Origin of the sequence: Nonomuraea rubra (genome assembly GCF_014207985.1) — a bacterium.
GTDB classification, from domain to species: Bacteria; Actinomycetota; Actinomycetes; order Streptosporangiales; family Streptosporangiaceae; genus Nonomuraea; species Nonomuraea rubra.
Genome location: NZ_JACHMI010000001.1, coordinates 1,784,150 through 1,803,449 on the forward strand (window position 1 = coordinate 1,784,150; position 19,300 = coordinate 1,803,449).

Consider the following 19,300-nt stretch of genomic DNA (forward strand, 5'->3'; position numbering starts at 1 on the left):
ACTGAATGAAGATCCTCCTCGATGAAAACGTTCCGGAGCCACTCGCGGAGCCGTTGTCATGGCTGCTGGTGCGCAAGCACGAGATGACCCACGTCAACGCGCAGTGGAAGGGCATCAAAGATCGGCAGCTGTACGACAAAGCAAAACGCAAGGGCTATGACGTCGTCATCTCGAACGACAGTCAGCAACTTCTCGACCCCGACATCTGCCGCGCCATCCAGCGCTCGGGACGACACGTTGTCTTCATTGAGACGAGCAGCGGGGGGTTACGCTCGCTGGCGGCGGCCGCTGGCGCGATCATCCACAGTATCCGAGGGATCATCAACGAGCTGGAGCAGGCCGATGGTCAGCGGATCGTTGTCGTGCCGCCTCTACGCGCCGAGCCGAGGTACACGACTTTCGACCCACGACGCCAAGCCCCGTCGTCGATCTGGCCACGCAAACAGCATGGCGACCATAAGCCCTCTCGCGGCGAACGCTCCGGTGAGTGATTAGGCCGTTGGCAACGTGAGGTACAGGCGTTGGAGAGCTGCTGCGCCGGCCTCCTCGACTTCTGGCAGGGCTCCTCGTGCGGCTCGCATGGCGCGTTGGATCTGATGAGGTAGCCGTGTGCTCTCCGCGGTCGCGATCGACTGCAGAAGTGCGTGGGAGGCTGCGGCCTCGTCGCCGTTGGCGCGGAAGACCTCGGCGACCGTGACGCGTTCGATCGTCTGCCATTGCGGCGCGACACCAGCCGCATCTGGTGTGTCCGCTCCTGCGAGACGTGTCGCGTCCTGGAGACGGCCTGTGGCGAGCAAGCCCCGGAGGTGTACCTCTCGCACCACGAAGGGGTTGACCAGCGGTGTGCCGTGGTGAGAGTCCACGAAGCGTTGCAGGTCGGTGATCGTGGTGTCGAAGTACTCGGCGTTGCCGAGTTCGGCGAGCGTACGAGCCAGGGGGATGAGGACTGCACCACGTTCGGAGGGTGGCGCGATGTCGGAGGCTCGTTGGAGACGAGCAGCGGCTGCCGGCTTCTTTCCAATCTTGCGTAGTTCGTTGCCGTGAACGCGTAGAGCGCGGGTGAGAAGGGCTACGTCGTCGAGGCGGTGGGCGATGAGGAGGGCGCGGCCGGTCCAGCGCGCGGCGGAGGCGAGGCTTTCCTCGGGAAGGACGTCGCCGAGGGCGACACCTAGCATGGCGCGGGCTTGTCCGAGGAGTTGTGCGGCGGCACGGTCGGCGTGCCCGTCGGCGAGTCGTGCTTCGAGACGCCAGACGAGGGGCCACAGTTCGTTGATGGCCTCGGCGCTGTGTCCTGACTCGCGAGCGATGGAGGCCAGGCGGATGGTGGATTCGCCGAACTTGATCATGGAGATGAAGTCGGCATCCGTGGGGTCGGTCACGCCGAGAACGTGTGGGGGTAGGCCCATGTATTGGGCCACCCGTCGAAGGGTGGGCACGTCCGTGATGGCTCGCCGCCCGTTCTCGAGCATCGAGATGTAGGTCGTGTCGTAGCCCAGCGCCGTGGCAAGGGCGGACTGGGTGATTCGGGCGGTGCGTCGGTACGCTTTGATGATCACTGCCAGGTTGCCGGAGGCGAGCGCGGGGCTTGCGGACGGAGATGTCCACAGCCAGATCGGTGAGCCTGCGGAGGTGAGGCTGGGCAGTGGTGCGCCGCTGATGGCGTGACACGCTGGGCACAGATGGGAGGCGTTCCATCCGTCATCGACGGTGGTTGCGCACGCGGCGCACAGCATGGGCTCTACCTCACTGGATCACGCAGCCTGGAGAACCAGTCGGCGATCGACCGCTTGTAGCCTTGCGGCATCCGCAGGTTCTCTACCTCATGCTCGGCGAACAAGCCGACCTGTTTGTGCTCGTGGCTAACCACGGGCGGCTTGTCGGTGGTTACGGTCGCGCCGTACGTCACGATCAGCACGTCGACGCCGTCGCGGATGTGGTACTGCCAGGAGTCCAGGATCGGCCCGATCTGCGCATCCCAGCCAGTTTCCTCGCTGATCTCGCGCTCAAGGCGGGCCGGCGGGTCTTCGCCGAGCTCCAGTTTGCCGCCGGGCAGTTCCCATTCGTCGCGTTCGTTGCGCAGCAGCAGCACCTTGCCATCGCGGACGATCACGCCCTTCACCGACACGGGAAAGGTGTGGGGGCGGTAATTCATCAGCAGCGGCCTCTCTGGGTTGATGGCTGTGCCTGGAACCTAACACGATCAATCGCTGCTGGCCGGGGTTCCGGAGGTTGACAATCTGTCACTTGTCCAATCCGCAGGGTCTACCGGACGCTGAAGCCGTGACTCCCGTGTCCGGGCAGCTATCGGAGGTGATGACGGTGGACCACGAGGTTTTCGCCAGCCACTACGTGAGCCTGACGAGCAGTGATGGGCCGGTACGAGCCGTCGAGATGTTGGCGCGCGATGGCCTGGTCACGTTCGACGGGGTTCACGACCGGCGGTCGGTAGTCGATCTCGCCTCGCGGCTGCTGACCATGCGGGAGCACCGGGACGCTGGGGCGGACGGTGTGACGATGATCGCCGATCGGGGTTCCGTGGCGGATCGTCTCGGCTATGCCGGATTCGGGCACAGGGAGTTGGGTCCTCATACGGACTCTTCCGCGCTGGCCCGGCCGCCCAGGCTGGTGATGCTGGTGTGCGTCCAACCTGCCGATTGCGGGGGCGAGTCCTCTGTGGTGGACGGGGCCGCCGTCTACGCGGACCTGGCCACTCATGCGCCTGGTCTCTTGCAGGCGTTGAAACGGCCTGGAACGGTCCGATTTGGCGATCCTGGTTACTGGGGGTCGGTGTTTGAGCCGACGGCGGATGGCCGGATGACGGTTCGACTCCGTCTTGACGGTCTGGAGCACTTTACCGAGCCCGTTGACGAAGCCGTTCCGGTGCTACGCGCGATGATCAGCAGGCATGTGCGCGAACTCCCGCTGCGGCCCGGACAGGGCTATCTGCTGGACAACTGGCGCATGTTGCATGGGCGCTGCGAGTTTCGAGGATCTCGTCTGATGTATCGCGTGCTAGGCGATCCCGTGACGAGCTGTGTGCTGCCCTCTGGGTTCGTTCCGGGCTCTCTTGCCGTGGTGGGAGCGTCCTCTGACGGGTGGGATCGTCCATGACGATCTCAGTGGCAGCCCGCTGGGCAGGTATGCAGCGCCTTGTCCGAGCGGCGTCCGCCGTCTGGTGGGCATGCGGCGGCTCACCATCTGCTCGCCGCCGCACCCAAGGCACGGATGGCGGCCCTACCGCGAAGAACCTCGGACGGCGCCATCAGCGGCCCACGCTTGCGACGGAGGAGGTCTTGCCGGCGGGCCAGGCCGATACTGCCGCTGATGCGGTGGCCGAAAGGCATGTCATGGACCTTCAACAACGTGCTTGTGGGCTGTTCCTGCTGATGTACTCGCTCTACTGGCGCCGCTTTGTGGCCATCTATATGGGCGAATGCGATCACGGCATCATCCTGCGGGCGGCCACGCCGGCCGAGTTGTGGCAGCTCATGAGTCGTGTTGCACCGCCGAACTGGCAGGCAGGTTCCCTTCCGCCTCTCACGGCTAGGCCATCCTCGGCCGTCGATGCGCCCGGCATGCCGCCTGTGTTTCCCGTCGAAGACGCCAGCCGATGATCACGACCAGCGTGAGACCACGACGCCTATCGGCAGGTTACGCAGCAGCTCTTCACGTCCCAGAGCGGCTGACCAGAACGCACCTCAAGCGGAGAGAACAGATGACGGCCAGGGCGCAAGAACCGCAGACGATGGGCCACGAGCAGGGGCCCGCGTTCGAGTGGGCGCCGTACAGGCCGTCCGGTGGCACGCTCCGGGTGTCGCACACCTCCTGCTGCGGCCGGTACGAGTGGGGCCGCGAGGGTGGGAGCTTCTTCGTGTTGCGTTCTACGGGAGACGGCTACCAGGAGACCGGGCGCGGCCGTTACCGCTATGCCCTCGACGTCTACATCGCTCTCGCCGAGACGCACAACGCCGAGCACATACGCCGCGGAGAAACGCCGGAGCCCGACACCTTCCTCGCGCGAAGAGGACAGCGCGGCTGAACGTGAGGCAGCCCGCCAACATCCACCATCGACCAGTTGCCCATCACAACCACGAAGAGGGGACCTGTCCGTGATTACCGGCAACTCCCGCGCATGCGTCATTCCTTCTTCGCAGTGGGCACGGCGGTGCCGATGGTGACGTCACGCAGCGGTGGCAGCTTATGGGACGAAAGTCCCGCCGCCAACGTGAACCCCCTCCCTTCAGGAACACCAACCCGGATAGGAGCAGAAGCCATGAGCACTTCAACCATCGAGCAGGGCACCGAACAGGTGAACGAGGTCACCAGCGCGGAAGCAGCGTTCGACCCGTTCAACCTCGACATCAAGCTCGTGGAGAACACTCCGGCGGCCAACACGTCGCTGAGGTGCGGCACCGGCGACACGTGCGGGAGCTCCTGCCCGAGCGCCTGCACCACGTCATAACCCCATCGGCCCGGTCCCTATCGGCCGAACCGGGCCTTGCGCCCTCCCGGATGGTGAACAGGAACGGAGTGAACACGATGACGCGGACGCGGATCAGACGGTATCGGCGCACCGGCGCCGGGATGCTGCGCGCCTCAGTGCATCTGTCTCCTCCTACGCTTCCGGATTGGCCGAAGCCTGGCTGCTCGATCGAGCAGTGGCGGTCGTGGCTGTCCCCGGTGTGGGTGGATGAGCCCTTCCGGCAGGCGGTCACCCATGCCAGCCCGGACCTGGCCCGCCAGGTCCGGGCCGTGCTCGACGGGCAGGTGGACAACCCTCGCCGGGCCCGGCGCGCCGCGCTTGCCGTCGCGCGATACGCCCTGCGTTACGCGCACCGATCCACACCGTTCGGCTTGTTCGCCGGTGTCGCCCTGGTCGAGTTTGGCGACAGGTCCCTCGTGCACGTCGGGGATGCGCACGAGGCCGTCACCCGGCCCGACCCGGCAGCCCTGGACGCGGCGATCATCGCGTGGGAGACCGGCGGAGAACGGGAACGGATGGCCGACGTTGAGGTGTGCGTCAACAACCTTGCCCGCGTGCGCGACGGCCGCGTCCATGTTCCGGCCGAGGGCGCGGATGAGTTCTCCCTGGCATTGACGGCGGCGGTGGAGCTGGTGCTGCAGGCGGCCGGCTCTCCGATTCCGCATGCGGCCCTGCTGGGAAAGCTGGCCGCCGAGTTCCCGCACGTCGAACCCTGCCGCCGGGCCGAGCTGGTCGCTGAGCTGCTGCGCACGCGTTTGCTGCGTTCCCGGCTGCGTGCCGCCGCCACCGTCACCGACCCGGCCGCCGTCCTACCGCCCGCACTACTTGCCACGTGCGAACGCACAGCGGTGGATGTGCGGTTGGACACCGAGGTGCGGCTGCCGGAAACGGTGGCGCTCGAGGTGGAGACGGCGGCGACTGTGCTGGCTCGGCTCGCGACTCATCCGGCTGGTACGCCGGCCTGGCGGCGCTACGCCGAACGGTTCGTCGACCGTTTCGGCGAGGGGGCCGAGGTTCCTGTGGAGCAGGTCACTGACTCCGTCCGCGGATTGGGGCTGCCGGACGGGTTCGGCCTGCTGTCGGAGCCGCCGAGACCGATGTCGCGCCGTGATCGGCTGCTGCTGGATCTCGCCGGGACCGCCGCCGTCCAGGGCAATCGAGCGGTGATCTTGCCGGAGGCGATGGTTGAGGAGCTGGAAGCCGCTGCGGCTGAGCCGTTCACCAACCTCGCGCCCGCGCCCCACTTTGAGCTGTGCGCCCAGGTTCAGGCTCGCTCGATCGCCGCTCTGGACGCGGGCGACTTCCGGCTGCGAGTTCATACCGTCTCCCGCGCGGCCGGCGCCATGTCCGGACGGTTCTGGCATCTGCTGCCGGATCTGGCTGCGGGGTATGTCGCTCTGCCCACCGTCGCGGCCGGTGCCGTGCTGGCGCAGTTGTCCTTCCACCCCACGCGGGCCGAGGCCGACCTGCTCACGCGGGCACCACAGGTCGTGCCGAAGCTGGTCAGCGTCGGCGAGTACCGAGACAGCGGGCAAGAGGACGTGCTGCATCCGCGTGATCTGGTCGTCGGCGCCCGTGACGGCCACCTGTATCTGGCGGTGGCCGCGACCGGGGAACGCCTGGAGCTGCTGGCACCCACGGCGATCAACTTCCTCTGGAACAACTACACGCCCCCACTGGTCCGGTTCCTGGCCGAGATCAGCCGCGCCGCCGCAGCGCAGGTGACGTGGTTCGACTGGGGCGCCGCGTGGACGTTGCCGTTCACCCCAGCCCTGCACTACCGGCGCACCGTCCTGGTCGCCGCCCGCTGGCAGCTCTACGCCCGGACGCTGCCCGGCCGTACGGCGCACCTGCAGGAGTGGGCCGGGCGCCTGCACGCCTGGCGACGCCGTGCCGGGGTGCCTGAGCGGGTGCTGCTGGCCGTCGATGACCAGCATCTGCCGCTGGACCTGACCCGGGAGATGGACGTGGACCTGCTGCGCGCGCACCTGGGCGGGACACCGGTCGCGGTGTTGTTCGAGGCACCGCCACGGGACGCCGATGGGTGGATCGACGGGCGGGCGCACAGCATGGTCGTCTCCCTGAAGTCGAGCCGATGAGCGCCCTCGCACCGCAAGCCCTGGCCGAGGGTGCGCTCGGTGCGGCGCTGCTGCACATCGAGCGCGCCGACCTGGCGGCCGCGCGCCCCCTGCTGCAGGAGGCGGTTGCAGATGGGGTCAGTACCGGCTCCAACGCCAGCCTCTTTCACGGAGCCCCGGCCCTGGAATTCGTTCTCGGCCGTGCCGGCCGCATCGACCGCGAAGTTCAGGCAGGCGTCGACCGGGTCGTGACCGCCCGCCTGGCCGCCGCCCGCCAGCGAAGGCTGGCCCGCCACTTGCCGACGCTCGCGGAATTCGACCTCATCCGCGGACTGACCGGACTAGGGGCACTCCTCCTGGCCCGTCGAGGCCCCTCGCCGCTGCTCGACGACGTCCTGAGCCATCTGGTGTCGCTGGCGTGCCCGGTCGAAGCCAAGGGCCGTACGCTGCCCGGGTGGTGGTCGCCGGACAGCCCCACACACGAGGTGGACATCCCCGGCGGCCACAGCAACAACGGCATGGCGCACGGCATCGCCGGACCGCTGGCGCTGCTGTCCCTGGCCGCCCGCCGCGGCATTCGCGTCGACGGCCAGAACAACGCCATCACCACGTTCGCGACCTGGCTGGAACAATTCGGCAGCTCCTACTGGATCACCCTCGACCAGCTCACCGCCGACGAGCCCTCGCAGGTGCCGCCCTTGCGGCCGTCCTGGTGCTACGGGGACCTGGGGATTGCCCGAGCCCTGCAGCTGGCCGCGCTCGCGCACGGCGACCCTGCTCGTGGGCAGAAGGCCGAGGGCATCGCTCTGGTGGCACTTGCCGACCCCGACCGTCTCGACCGGGTGAACGATGCCTCCCTCTGCCACGGCTGGGCCGGAATCCTGACCGTCACCACCGCCCTCGCCGCCGACAGCGCCACCCCCGACCGGTTCACGACGAGCACCCAGCACGCTCGCCAGCAACTGGCCGCAGGAATCAACGAGCTGCCCAAAGCCGGGTTTCTTGAAGGGCGCGCCGGGGCGCAACTGGCGCTGGACGGCTCCAACACCACCGGCTGGACCAACGCCCTGCTGATCCACTGACCCCGCCGTACACGCCGTATCGAACCGATGCAGGAGCAACAACGACGACATGGACAACTACGAGGACAATGTCGCCCCACCGGCCGAGCCGGAGTGGTGGCACGCCACAATCCGCTTCCCCGGAGATGCCGAGGTGAGCCCCGAAGCGGCGGCCAAGCTCTCGGCCGCACTGACTGGGACCGGACGGCGCTTCCACTTCCTGCGCAAGGAGGGAGGGCTACGGCTGCGTACGGACCGCCCCGTGGACACCCTGCTCGACCAACTTGTCGCCGACGAGGTAGCGGCCGGGTGGGTGAGCGGCATATACGAGGCCGAGACCGACGCATTCGGTGGCCCGCAGGGCATGGCCATCGCCCACGCGCTGTTTTGCGCCGACAGCCCCGCCGCCTTGGCCGAGACCGGTAGCCGCGACAACAGGGAGCGGTGCATCCTGCTGCTGTCCTCGATGTACCGGGCAGCCGGGCTCGATCCGTTCGAGGTCGGCGACGTGTGGGCGAAGATCGGCGACCTCCGCCCGCCGATCGACGCACCCGCCGAGGACCGCCGGGCGGCGGCGATCACCACGATGCGGCGCCTCATGAACGCCGACGCCGCCAAACGGTCCCACCCCGAACCGGGCTGGGTCCAGCGCGTCGCCGCGTTCGAGAACGCCGGCCGCCACCTTGCCCGCCTCGCGAAGGAGGGGCACTTGAAGCGAGGTCTGCGCGCCGTCCTCGCCCACCACGCGATCTTCGCGTTCAACCGGAACAACACGCCCGTAGCCGAGCAAGCCGCGGCTGCGTGGCTCGGTTGGCAGGCCGCCTTCGGAGATTCCGGACCGGCGGCCGCCTCTACCAGCCAGTCGCCACCAGCAACCCCTACCTTCACCAGGATGGAGACCGCCATCAGCACCCCCGCCGATCCCACCAAGCTGCGCGAGGCCATGGTGGCCAGGTACATCGACACCGGCCACCTGCGCACCCAGGAGATCATCGAGGCCTTCCGTACGGTCGAGCGCCACACGTTCGTCCCCGACGCCGATGTGGAGGCCGCCTACGTCGACGACGCCGTGCCGATCAAGCACGACACCGGTGGTGAGATGGTCTCCTGCATCTCCGCGCCGTCCATCGTCGCCACCCAACTGGAGCAGGTAGGCGCCCGCCCCGGCCACAACATCCTGGAGGCCGGGGCAGCCACCGGCTACAACGCCGCGCTCCTCGGCCACCTGGTCGCCCCGACCGGCCGCGTGTGGACGATCGACGTCGATCAAGACCTCGTCGACACCGCCCGCACACATCTGGCAGCCGCCAGAGTCGGCAACGTGACCGCCGTACTCGGCGACGGCGCGGCCGGGCTGCCGGATCACGCCCCCTTCGACCGCATCCAGTTCACCGTGGGTACCGGCGACATCCCCACCACGGTGCTCGACCAGCTCGCCCCCGACGGCCGCCTGGTCATCCCGATGCGCATCCGCGGCAGCATCTCCCGCTCCTTCGCCTTCGAACGCGACGGCGACACCTGGAGAACCGTGTCGTGTGAGATGGCGACCTTCGTGCCGCTACGCAAGGGCATCTGCGACGACATCTACACGCGCGTCCAGATCGCCGGGGAAGGCGATGTCCACCTGGAGACCTTCAGCGAACAGCTCGTCGACCGCAAAGCGATGCGGACGATCCTGGACACCCCCGCCCACCCCATCTATACGGGCGTGAAGTTCCGGCAAGGCGACCCGTGGCAGTGGGTGTACCTGTGGCTGGCATGCGTCCTGCCGAACGGGCTGTCGCGGATGCCCGGCCAGCGAGCCGGGTTCACCCCCCACTTCGCGTGGGGTTCGATGGCCGCGCTCGACCGCGACACCCTGGCCTACCTCACCCTCCGCGAAGGACAGGACACCGAAGGACGCTTCTGGGCCATCGGCGTCATTGGCCACGGCCCACGCTCCGCCGTCCTCGCCGAGCAGGTCGCCACCGCGATCGAGGAATGGGACCGCGACCACGGCAACCACGCTCCCGCCCCCGGCTTCCGCATGGCCACCGGCGACAACCGCGACCAGCTCAAGGCGGCCGACCCGCGCTTCATCATCGACAAGCCCGCCAGCCGACTCGTCATCGACTGGCCATAGAAGGGACACAAGCGTCGTGATGAACCCCGCGATCGCCGCCCGCATCCCGCTGGTCTGCCGTACCAAACCACCCGGCAAGCCCCTGGCAGCACGCATCGCCGATCTCACCGCGCTTACCATCGAACCCGCAGGCGCCGACCACCATGACTTGGTGGCCCGCGCCTGCGGGGTCCTCAACATCTCCGCGCTCATCGCCTCCGACGCCGGACTGCCCGACCTGGCCGCAAACTTGTGCTGGAGACAGCACACGATCTTCGCCAAGAGCGGGAGCCTCGACCAGGAGATCGCGGTCATGTCGCTGATGCCGCTGATCAACATCGCCCGGCTGCTGATCCGCGAAGGCGACGGCAAAGCCGCCTACGAGGTGCTCGACCAGCTCTACCGCGCCGCCCAGCAGCGCACCGCCACCGTGATCCACGGCCACGACGTCAACCTGACGCCCCTGATCCACAGCCACGACGACCACCGTGCGGTCTGCACGGAGTTGTGGATGGCCCTGCTCATCGACGGCGCCCGAGCCCTCGCCCAGCAAGGCCGCTGGAGCGAAGCCGCCGACGCCATGGCCGCCCACCGCGGCATCGGAGAACGGCTGCTCGACGGACGCCAACTCAAGATCATGGCACTGATGGAACAGGGACTCCCCGACGAGGCCGCCGCCGTGATCGACGACACCGTCCCTGTGGAACCGTGGGAGGACACCGTCGCGGCGCTGTTGCGCATAGCCTGCCGCCCGCCCGGTACCACCACTCCACCGGAGGAACTACACCATGTCGTGCAGAAGGCACTGCCTCTGATCACCCACCACGAACCGACGACAGCGGCATTCCGGGCCCGACTTGGCCTGACCGCGCTCGACCTGGCCGCCGGATCGACCTCCCGACTGGGCACAGCGCTCGTCGAGGTGGCTTCCACTGACGCCTACGCCGCACGAGACGTCCTCGGCCATCAGGGGATGCGCTGCCACATGACTGACCGGCACCAGCAGAACCTCGACGCCGTGATCACTGCTGCCGGGCTCGGAGCCGGGCGTCTCCCCCAGGTTCATGAGCACGCCATGGTCGCGGCTGTGGATCATGCCGAAGACCAGCTGCGAGCGCTGCTCAGCCAGGACGGCCCCTCATCGAGCTCCGGAATACACGATGAATCTTCCTTCAAGCCCTGACGGCGGCTACTACGGTTCGGCCCCGACAGGAGGTACGCCGCGCTGGCCTTGGGTTGCATGGCCATTCGCCTGCTTCAACGCTGGCTCAGGCCGCACTGGGCCGGCTGGACGAAACTGTGGCGGCTGGCCACGCCGCACCTTCCGGTAGGCGCTGGCATGGCCGACCATGGTCCTGGCTGGCAAGCTCGACACGGTGCTTGCTCAGCGATTGGCCGATCCCCAGGCAGCCGAGTACACGCCTGTAATCGATAGCTCCACAGCACACCAATTGCAGTTTCCGCACGCTGTTGAGGACCGCGAATGACCGACGAAACCAGCCCTGAGCAAGTAGCTGAAATCACCGCGTTCGTGGACATCCAGGCTCCACCGCCAGCTGACCGGGCGACCGCTCTTTTCCTGTTCGGCACCAACCAGGCGCCGCCCGCAGAGATCGCCGCCGAGCGCTACCACGCGGGCCTGGCACCTTTGATCATCGTCACCGGCGGTGTGAACCGGCACAGCGGCATCGTCGAAGGCCGGACATTCCAGCGTCAACTGATGGACCGAGGCATCCCCGAGGGTGTGATCCGCTGCGAGGACCGGTCCGCCAACACCTGGCAGAACGTCGAATTCTCGCTTGCGCACCTTCATGAAGCACTTCAGGTCGGACTGACGATCACGACGGTTTCGAAGTGGTACCACCGCCGTACCGTTCACATACTCAAGACCCTGCTCCACGACATCGGCGCCTTCTACGCCATCGGCTGGGAGCCCATCTACGCGGGCAAGCCGGTGACCCGGGCTAACTGGCCATCCATCCCCGACGGGAGGCGGCGGGTGCTCCGCGAATGGGAAGAGGTCTTTCGCCGGGTGGCAGACGGCAGACTCGCCACCCTGGAACGTGTGAACGGAACGTGGAGCTGACCCCTGCAACCCGACCAGCCGCGCAGATCGGGCCGCAACAACCGGAGACGGCAACACGCGATGCTCATGGGTATTCAGGCGCCCAAGGCGATGGCGCGCGATGTTACGCAGCCGAAAGTCCGACTTGTGTGGGGAACATCTCGTCACACTGCATCTCCAGCAGCGACGGCATCTCACCGCGCCTGGGCGGCGCTAAACACCTGCTGGCCCGGCTGGGTGTCCCCCGCAAGACGATCCTGGAGATGACCGCCGAGCCGGCGGGACGACCGCGGGAGCGCCGATGCTCTCGCCCGTCTACCGGCTGATCCTGGCGATCGTGGCGCAGGCGCCGGACGGGCTGCGTGCCAAGGACATCTGCCGGATGCTGAACCTGGGAATGGAGCCCAAGCACACCGAGAGCCTGCGCGCCCAACTCAAGCGCCTCGTCGCTCGGGCCATTCTCAGCGAACCCGAACCCGGGCTGCTCATGCTACCCCGATCGGTCACGACGCATAGAAGCCGCTGTCCAAGCCAGACTGGACGGAGGCTCACAGAACGCTGCCTAAGGGTAACTATTCCTGCCGCGCAGACGGGTAAAGCAGTGCAATGAGAATATGACGGTCCGACGCCCTCGAGTACTAAGCGTGGCCCTGATGGCGGCCTCGCTTCTCGCCTCAGCCGCTGCAGGCGCTGCCCTAGCATCCGCCCGAACCACATCGCCATCCCCACGTCCATCTGGTCCGCAGGCGTCGATTCCCCCGCCGAGATCCGTTGAAGAGGCGGCACCAGCTCCGCAACGGCGCGGGCAGTGGATTCGGCGACTGCTCTTGCTAAGCACCCTCCTTATCGTGATCGCCGCCACCACATGCGTTGCAGTTCTCTGGGAAGGAGGGCCGACCTGGGCACGTTACGTTCTGGCTGGTGTTGCAGTGGCTGTAGCCGCATGCATGGTCGTCGCATTCCTCATCGGTCCAGCCGCCCGATACCTATCAGGGGAACGAGCACGCCTCACCGAGGCCGAACGCAACCAGATGACTGTCACTGAACGTATCGAAGCTCTCAGCTCCGCCCGCCACACGCTCATACAAGCCGCCACCGGCCTCGTCGTCATCGGTGGTGTCGCCTTCACCGCACTCGGCCTCTGGTACACCGCTCGCACTGTGGAGACCGCTCAGGAAAGCCAGATCACCGACCGGTATACCAAGGCCGTTGAACAACTCGGATCCGCCAAAGAAGATGTACGACTGGGCGGCATCTACGCGCTTCAGCGCCTGGCCGCCGACTCTCCTCGTGATAAGGAAACCATCCGCAATGTGCTCGCCGCCTTTGTCCGCAACCGCGACTTTTGCATCGCGCCGACGGGGCAGGTGAGGCTCTCCAAGGCCTGCACTGTTACGGATCGACAAGCTCTCGTCGCAATCCCGCTCAGCAGACCTGGGGCTGATGTCTATGCAGCCCTCACCATCGCCCCCACTTTCGCCAAGCAGGCCACCGACAGTAACATCCTCATCGCCGGACTTGCCGATTACTCATGGGTACGTTTTCCGCGAGCAGATCTGCTCGGCGCGTACTTGCCCGACACGAACCTGCGCGGCGCTCACCTAAACGGTGCAGATTTACGCTATGCCAACTTAAGTAATGCATATATACCCAACGCTGATCTACGCGTGGCGGATCTTCGCCTCGCGGACCTCCGTGAATCGGACTTACGGGGAACAGACTTGGGTGGCGCGGATCTGCGCTTGGCGAATCTGGCGAACGCGGACCTTCGGGAAGCGAACCTGCGCGACGGGTACCTCAGTGGCGCAGACCTGAGCGGCGCATATCTTAGCAACGCAAACCTAGTCGGCGTGGACTTGCGAGGTGCTTACTTGGATGGCGCATACGTGGGCGGCGCTGACCTGCGTGGCGCGGATCTGCGAGATATTCATGGAATAACGGGCCAGCAAATACGAACGGTAGCCTTCGTTGATTCGACCACCCAGTTCTGAGAGGGCATCTTCTATACTCCATGTAGATGCGCCGATCTTGCGACTAGAGGCTTTCGGGCTGGTTTGCCCTCTTATGGGACATCTGCGCGTTCCGTCGCGATCACGAAAGTTGCTGTTTGACGAGCATAAGTCTCTCGAATTCCGTTGGGTCTAGAGATGAGGTAGACGCTCTTGGTCAGCCGAGGATCATTATCATTCGCGTGTTACGGGTAAAGGCCCGGCCGTGAGCGAGCGAAAGCCGTACCCGAGCGATATATCCGATACATGCTGGGCCCTCATCGATCCTGCCTAAACCGGCTGGCGACAGGCCCGACTCGACCGCCGACTCGTCAACCAGTCGGCTTCCGTCACCCTACGGGACGTCTTCATGCGACCCTGTGCATCAACCGCACCGGAATCGCCCAGAAATTGTCGAAACTCGGCATTGTCCATGTTGGCGCTGGGTCGTCGAACGAAGCCTGGGCTGGCTCATGCTATACCGCGCTAACTCGCGATTATGAAACCCTCCCAGCTCCGAAGCGTGATCTACCTTGCATCGATCGACGACCTCACTAAGCGACTAACGGACGAGACCACTCCAACCTCGCGAGGCACCTACGAGGGCGTAAGCCGCAATCTGCTCAAATGCCCTCTTGAGTGGGGCGTTCAGCCCACTTGGAGTGGTTCGGGGTGGTCGGCGGTGGTGGCGATCAGGTGGGTGTGGAGGAAGGCGCTGATGGCTTCGTATGCGGTCAGTTCGTTGGCGCGGTTGGTGAAGCCGTGGCCCTCGTCGGGATAGATGTCGTAGCGGACCTGGACACCGCGTTCGCGTAGCCGGGCGACGATCTGGTCGGATTCGGCCTGGGGAACGCGCGGGTCATGGGCTCCCTGGAGAACGAACAGGGGGGCGGTGATGTTGTCGGCGTGGGTGACGGGGCTGCGTTGCAGGAGGTGTTCGGCGCGGGTGTCGGGGTCGCCGAGGACGGTGGCGACGAAGGTCTTCCAGGTGGGGGGTGAGGCCTTGGCCAGGGTGAGGAGGTTGCTCGGGCCGCACATGGAGACGCCTGCGGCCCAGGGGTAGGGGAGGCGGGCCAGGCAGGACAGGGCGGCGAAGCCGCCGTAGGAGGATCCCATGACGGCCAGGCGGTTCGGGTCGGTCCAGTCGAGGGTGTGGAGGTATTGGACGGCGTGGTCCAGGTCGTCGAGGTCGATGCCGCCCCAGTCGCAGTAGATGAGCTTCTGGTGGGCGGTGCCGTAGCCGGTGGAGCCGGCGAAGTTGGGGGCCAGGATGGCGATGCCCTGGTGGAGAAGATGCTGGTAGAGGCCGGAGCGGGCGTAGATGGGGCGTTCCTGGGATTCCGGGCCGCCGTGGATGAACAGCAGGACCGGGTGCGGGCCGGGGCCGTCCGGGCGGTAGAGCAGGGCGTGGACGTCGCGTCCGTCGCGGGCCGGGTAGGTGATCAGCTCGGGGGCGATGGGGTCGATGACGTGCAGGGCCGGGGGGCGGGTGTCGGTGAGGTAGCGGAACTCGTGGCGGGCCAGGTCCACGACCGCTATCTCCGCTGGCCTGGCCGCGGAGTTGATCAGGATGACCGCGAAGGAGGCGTCGGGCGCCAGGGACAGCGCGGAGATGACGCCGGGCGGGATGTCGGGCAGCGGGATGGGGCTGCCGTCGCGGTCGGCGTGCAGGCGGGAGCTGCCGCCTTCGTTGACGGACCAGATGCGGACTCCTGCGGCGGCGTCGAGGACCTCGACGTCCCAGTTCGGGCGTGCGATGGCCTGCAGGGAACGGGCTGCGAGGTCGTAGAAGGCGGCGGCGGTGAACTCGCTCCAGTGGTCGGTGAGCAGGTGGAAGCCGCTGGCGTCCGGCGCCCAGGCTCCGGGCTCGAAGACCCCCTCGCCCAGGGCGGTCGTCAGGCAGACCGGAGTGGCGTCCGGGTCGCTCAGATCGGTGAGGTAGATGGCTATGTCGGTGTTGGAACGGAACCCGGTCGCCAGCAGCCAGCGGCCGTCGGGGGAGAGGCTGACGGCCTCGAAGGCGACCCCGTCGGGGGGTGTGAAGCGGCGCAGCTCGCCGGTCTGCAGGTCGTGGATGATGAGGTCCTGGGCGGCGGGGTCGCGGTCGTTGGCGGTGTAGGCCAGGAAGCGGCCGGTCGGGTCGAACGGCGAGGTGGCCAGGACGCGCTGGCAGTCCGGGCCGGAGCTGATCTCGGTCAGGCCGCTGCCATCTGCAGCTACGAGGTAGAGGCGGAACTGCTCGTCTCCGTTCTCGTCGGCGGTGAAGACCAGCCGCTCGCCGCAGGGTGTCCAGGCGATCTGGCGGACGGTCCGGTCGTCGAAGCCCGCCACGCGGCGCGGCTCGCCACCGGCGACGGGAGCCACCCACAGGTCGTAGTGCCCGGAGACGTGGCTGGAGTAGGCGATCAGGTGGCCGTCCGGGGACAGCGCGAGGGTGGGCTGGAATCGTTGCTGGGGAACAAAGTCCAGGTATCCGGGCATGACAAAGACCTTTCGGGTTCAGTCGATCCAGCTGCGGCGTACTGCTGCGGCTCCGGCGGCGAAGCGGGTCTCCACGCCCAGCTGTTCGCGGATGGCGGTCCAGTGCCGGCGCATGGTGTTGACGCTGATGTCCATCCGCCGGGCGATCGCCTCGTCGGACAGTCCCTGGTTGAGCAGCTGGAGCACCTGCAACTGCGCGGGCGTGAGCGGCGCGGTGGCCTTCGCGCTGCCGAACGGGATCGCCTTCTCCCACAGCAGCTCGAAGTACTCCCGTAGCGCTCCCACGATGACGGGGGAGCGCACGAGCAGTGCGCCTCCCATGCCCGTCGGTGTCAAGGGGACGAGCGCGACTGTCTCGTCGGCGAGCTTCATCTTCATCCCGATGCGGGGCAGGAGCCGCGCCTGCTCCCCGGCTTCGACCGCAGCCTCGATCGTCTTGGCGCCGATCGGATGTTCTGCGCAGCGGGTCTCGTAGATCGCCCGGCATCGCACCTGGCCCTCGAAGACCGGTAGCGGTGCGTACCCGGTGGAGTCCTCGACCGGCGCTTCCAGGACGTAGTTGTCCAGCGTGAGCCAGTCGTGCCGCGCGGCGTTGATAAGGGCGTAGGACAGGGAACTGATTTCGTCCCGGTCGGTGACGATGCGCACGAGCCGGTCCATCGCCGAGTTCGAGGATGCCAAGGCCGGCGTCTGGTGGAACTCGCTCAGGCGCTTGTGTCCTGCCAGCAGCCGCTCCTGATCGCTGACGAGACGCCGTGAGAGATCCGTCAGGACGCCCTGCAGCGCGAGTTCTGGGGGAGCGGGCACGAGGCGTGGCGGCATCGCGGGACCGTCCGGCCGGCGATGCGCCATCCCGCGGGCCGTAAGCTCCGCGACCTGCTCCTTGCTTCCCAGCAGGGCAGCGGCGTCGTCCTCCGGGCAGCTGCCCTCCGTGAGCAGGATGGAGTACGACACGAAGATCTCATTCGGGACGACGCCTTCCAGTAGGCGCTGCGCTTTGACCTGATCCTGTTCGTCCACCGCCACCTCCGATCAGAGAGTAGTGGCGCAGGCGCTCTCTGTGATGGTCCTTCTTGTCGTGTCGGGTGATGAGTGGTTCCGCGCGATGGTGACTTCTCACCATCGCGCGCGTTGTGCCAGAGGCCCGCTGTCGTAGGGGTTCTCGCCGGCCTGGACGCGGCGGCCTCGGTCAGTAGCTGCCGTGGAGGGTTTCACCGCCCCTGTTGCAGGGCCTCGCGCGGTCTGATCAGTGCGAAGGCTCAAGAGCGGCAGGGAGGCACTATGCGGCGGCAGCTCGTCGGAGACGTGGTGAAGAAGCTGGGCGCAGTGGTTGCGGCGTCCATGATGTGGGCCGCGAGTTCGCCAGCCAGCGCGCTGGTTAACGCGGGGGCTTACTGCCCGTCCGTGGGCCAAATTCCGCATCAGGTGTACGACATCAAGAAGGTCTGCGCGTTGGTGTATGGCGACCTGGTGGAAGGCCGAATGCCAGCCCTCTCGGATCTCCTGGAGTATCTGGCGCGGTCGCAGCGCAACCCGGCGTATACCACGCTTACTTCTAAGCCGCAGAAGGTGTCGAAGCCACGCGATGCGATATCGACGAGAAAGCAGCCCATAGCCGACCCAGCTCAATTTCGCAGGACGGCTCCCGAGCCGCGCCCGCCTGTTCAAAGCAGAGGAGAAGCTCGCCGGGCTGGGGTTTTGAGCCGAGATCGTCAGACAAGGGCCCATCGTCAGCAGCACCCGCGTAAGGACGGTAGGAAGCCATCGTCCAAGACGGTTCCCCCATCATCGGCTCCATCGGAAACGCCCTTGGCAACGGCCCCGACACCTTCTCCTTTGCCCGCAGCGGGTTCCCCTGCGCCCGCACTGGTCGATGCGATGAGGCCGCGGTCGCAGCATCTCCCTGAGGCGATGGGCCCGCTGAGCGGCGCGCTGGCGTTCGGGCTCATGCTCATGGTCCTGACCACTGCGCTCATCGGTCGGCTACGGCCCTGGCCGGCGCAGGCGGGCGCGCGCTCGTTTGCTGCGGGCCTGTCTGGCGGTGCTGCTTGTCCACGCGGGATCGATGATCGCAACTGTGAGGACGCTGAAGCATCCTCGGCGGTTGTCCCGTCATCCGCTGGGGTGCAGGCGCCTGCCGTCACCTGCGAGATGGCGGAGTCGGTTGCCGAGCCTGACCGTAGTGAGCACGTGGTGGCGACTACGTCTCAGCCTGACCAGCCCGGCTTCCGCCCGGCGGTTGCAGATACGGAGGCTGAGGCGCCCTTCAAATCGAGCGCTTCAGCCGGGCTGGGGTCGGGGTTCGTAGCGGTGGCGGGTAAGGCGAAGGTCGAGGTGCTGGGGGTGCCGCGGCTGTCGTACGGCGGGGCGGAGATCTGTTTCGCTCGTGCCGAGGCCCGGGAGTTGCTGGCGTTGCTTGCGGTGTCACGGGATGGCGTTTCGGCGGAGGCGATCGCCGAGACGCTGTGGCCGGGGGAAGTCGGCGGGCGCCGGTTGGATTCGGCGGTACGGGAGATCAACCGGGCGATGCGGCAGGCGGTTGGTTGCGCGGCCGGCGTACGGTTCGTGCTCAAGTCCGGGGAGCGGCGACTACTGCCCGCGGCATCCTTCGATACGGACTTCTGGCGGTTCGAGAACGCGTGCAAGCGGGCCTCGATCGCGGCCGAGGACACCGTGCGGGCGGCGGCGTTGCACGAGGTGCTGGCCTTGTACCGAGGGCCGCTGCTGGCCGGGTGTGACGATCTATGGGTGCTCCCATTGCGGCAGGCTGCCCAGCGGCAGGCGGCGGACGCCGCCGAGCGGCTGGCCGAGCTGATGCGAGCCGACGATCCAGGGCGGGCCGTGGACGTACTGAGGCTGGCGGTCGAGTGCATCGATCCGTACAGCGAGACGTTGTGGTGTCTGCTGATGACGGTTCAAGGCGAACTCGGGCGCCTGCCCGCGGTACGGCGTTCGTTCGAGCTGTTGAGGGAGCGGCTGGCGGAGATCGACGCGGTGCCGAGCCCGCAGGCGCGGCAGGTTTATGAGCGATGGGTGCGTTAGC

General features: G+C 67.0%; 17 protein-coding genes and 1 pseudogene. 14 read left to right on the forward strand and 4 right to left on the reverse strand.

Features of this window, described 5'->3' with window-relative positions:
* Nucleotides 1-5 precede the first annotated feature (5 nt).
* The gene (locus tag HD593_RS08350) at nucleotides 6-491 is read left to right on the forward strand and encodes a DUF5615 family PIN-like protein (RefSeq protein ID WP_185101615.1); all 486 of its coding nucleotides are present in this window, start codon (nucleotides 6-8) and stop codon (nucleotides 489-491) included.
* Here HD593_RS08350 and HD593_RS08355 read toward each other — a convergent pair whose 3' ends face one another.
* Together HD593_RS08355 and HD593_RS08360 are read right to left on the reverse strand one after the other, a co-directional pair.
* Nucleotides 492-1,733, reverse strand: a complete 1,242-nt coding sequence (locus HD593_RS08355) for a helix-turn-helix domain-containing protein (RefSeq protein ID WP_185101616.1) — start codon at nucleotides 1,731-1,733, stop codon at nucleotides 492-494.
* Between the two features lie 5 nt (nucleotides 1,734-1,738).
* Nucleotides 1,739-2,152, reverse strand: a complete 414-nt coding sequence (locus HD593_RS08360; protein ID WP_185101617.1) for an NUDIX hydrolase — start codon at nucleotides 2,150-2,152, stop codon at nucleotides 1,739-1,741.
* 167 nt (nucleotides 2,153-2,319) lie between these two features.
* On the opposite strand from HD593_RS08360, the gene HD593_RS08365 reads away from it, so the two are divergent.
* The 12 genes and pseudogenes from HD593_RS08365 to HD593_RS65015 form a co-directional block, all read left to right on the forward strand.
* The gene (locus tag HD593_RS08365) at nucleotides 2,320-3,111 is read left to right on the forward strand and encodes a TauD/TfdA family dioxygenase (RefSeq protein ID WP_185101618.1); all 792 of its coding nucleotides are present in this window, start codon (nucleotides 2,320-2,322) and stop codon (nucleotides 3,109-3,111) included.
* Nucleotides 3,108-3,614, forward strand: coding sequence for a hypothetical protein (locus HD593_RS08370; RefSeq protein WP_185101619.1), 507 nt, complete (start codon nucleotides 3,108-3,110; stop codon nucleotides 3,612-3,614). The genes HD593_RS08365 and HD593_RS08370 overlap by 4 nt, the downstream gene beginning before the upstream one ends.
* Before the next feature lie 101 nt (nucleotides 3,615-3,715).
* Nucleotides 3,716-4,039 carry a hypothetical protein gene (locus tag HD593_RS08375; RefSeq protein WP_185101620.1) on the forward strand — a complete coding sequence of 108 codons (324 nt, stop codon included), beginning with the start codon at nucleotides 3,716-3,718 and terminating at the stop codon, nucleotides 4,037-4,039.
* Nucleotides 4,040-4,273: 234 nt separating this feature from the next.
* Nucleotides 4,274-4,462, forward strand: a complete 189-nt coding sequence (locus HD593_RS08380; protein ID WP_185101621.1) for an FxLD family lanthipeptide — start codon at nucleotides 4,274-4,276, stop codon at nucleotides 4,460-4,462.
* 77 nt (nucleotides 4,463-4,539) lie between these two features.
* Nucleotides 4,540-6,582, forward strand: coding sequence for a lantibiotic dehydratase family protein (locus HD593_RS08385; protein ID WP_246547731.1), 2,043 nt, complete (start codon nucleotides 4,540-4,542; stop codon nucleotides 6,580-6,582).
* Nucleotides 6,579-7,643, forward strand: a complete 1,065-nt coding sequence (locus HD593_RS08390) for a lanthionine synthetase C family protein (protein ID WP_185101622.1) — start codon at nucleotides 6,579-6,581, stop codon at nucleotides 7,641-7,643. Before HD593_RS08385 ends, HD593_RS08390 begins: the two co-directional genes overlap by 4 nt.
* Nucleotides 7,644-7,692: 49 nt before the next feature.
* Nucleotides 7,693-9,744 carry a methyltransferase, FxLD system gene (gene fxlM / locus HD593_RS08395; RefSeq protein ID WP_185101623.1) on the forward strand — a complete coding sequence of 684 codons (2,052 nt, stop codon included), beginning with the start codon at nucleotides 7,693-7,695 and terminating at the stop codon, nucleotides 9,742-9,744.
* A gap of 19 nt (nucleotides 9,745-9,763) precedes the next feature.
* Nucleotides 9,764-10,906, forward strand: coding sequence for a hypothetical protein (locus tag HD593_RS08400; protein ID WP_185101624.1), 1,143 nt, complete (start codon nucleotides 9,764-9,766; stop codon nucleotides 10,904-10,906).
* A gap of 300 nt (nucleotides 10,907-11,206) precedes the next feature.
* Complete coding sequence (locus HD593_RS08405; protein ID WP_185101625.1) at nucleotides 11,207-11,809, forward strand: YdcF family protein; 603 nt, start codon at nucleotides 11,207-11,209, stop codon at nucleotides 11,807-11,809.
* Nucleotides 11,810-12,089: 280 nt separating this feature from the next.
* Nucleotides 12,090-12,398 (forward strand): hypothetical protein, encoded by a 309-nt coding sequence (locus HD593_RS08410; protein WP_185101626.1) that lies wholly within the window; start codon nucleotides 12,090-12,092, stop codon nucleotides 12,396-12,398.
* A 238-nt stretch (nucleotides 12,399-12,636) separates the two neighbouring features.
* A complete protein-coding gene (locus tag HD593_RS08415; RefSeq protein WP_185101627.1) occupies nucleotides 12,637-13,779 on the forward strand; it encodes a pentapeptide repeat-containing protein in 1,143 nt (380 codons plus the stop codon).
* Between the two features lie 431 nt (nucleotides 13,780-14,210).
* Nucleotides 14,211-14,377 (forward strand): annotated as a pseudogene (locus HD593_RS65015) (IS5/IS1182 family transposase); the annotation flags it as partial.
* Nucleotides 14,378-14,424: 47 nt separating this feature from the next.
* Here the strand turns inward: HD593_RS65015 and HD593_RS08420 are convergent.
* Both HD593_RS08420 and HD593_RS64245 read right to left on the reverse strand, forming a co-directional pair.
* Nucleotides 14,425-16,257 (reverse strand): S9 family peptidase, encoded by a 1,833-nt coding sequence (locus tag HD593_RS08420; protein WP_185101628.1) that lies wholly within the window; start codon nucleotides 16,255-16,257, stop codon nucleotides 14,425-14,427.
* An 18-nt stretch (nucleotides 16,258-16,275) separates the two neighbouring features.
* Nucleotides 16,276-17,277: a LuxR C-terminal-related transcriptional regulator gene (locus tag HD593_RS64245; RefSeq protein WP_221524660.1), complete on the reverse strand. Its 1,002-nt coding sequence runs from the start codon at nucleotides 17,275-17,277 to the stop codon at nucleotides 16,276-16,278.
* 1,290 nt (nucleotides 17,278-18,567) lie between these two features.
* Here HD593_RS64245 and HD593_RS08430 point away from each other — a divergent pair.
* On the forward strand, nucleotides 18,568-19,299 hold the full coding sequence (locus HD593_RS08430; protein WP_185101630.1) for an AfsR/SARP family transcriptional regulator: 732 nt from the start codon (nucleotides 18,568-18,570) through the stop codon (nucleotides 19,297-19,299).
* Nucleotide 19,300: the final 1 nt, after the last annotated feature.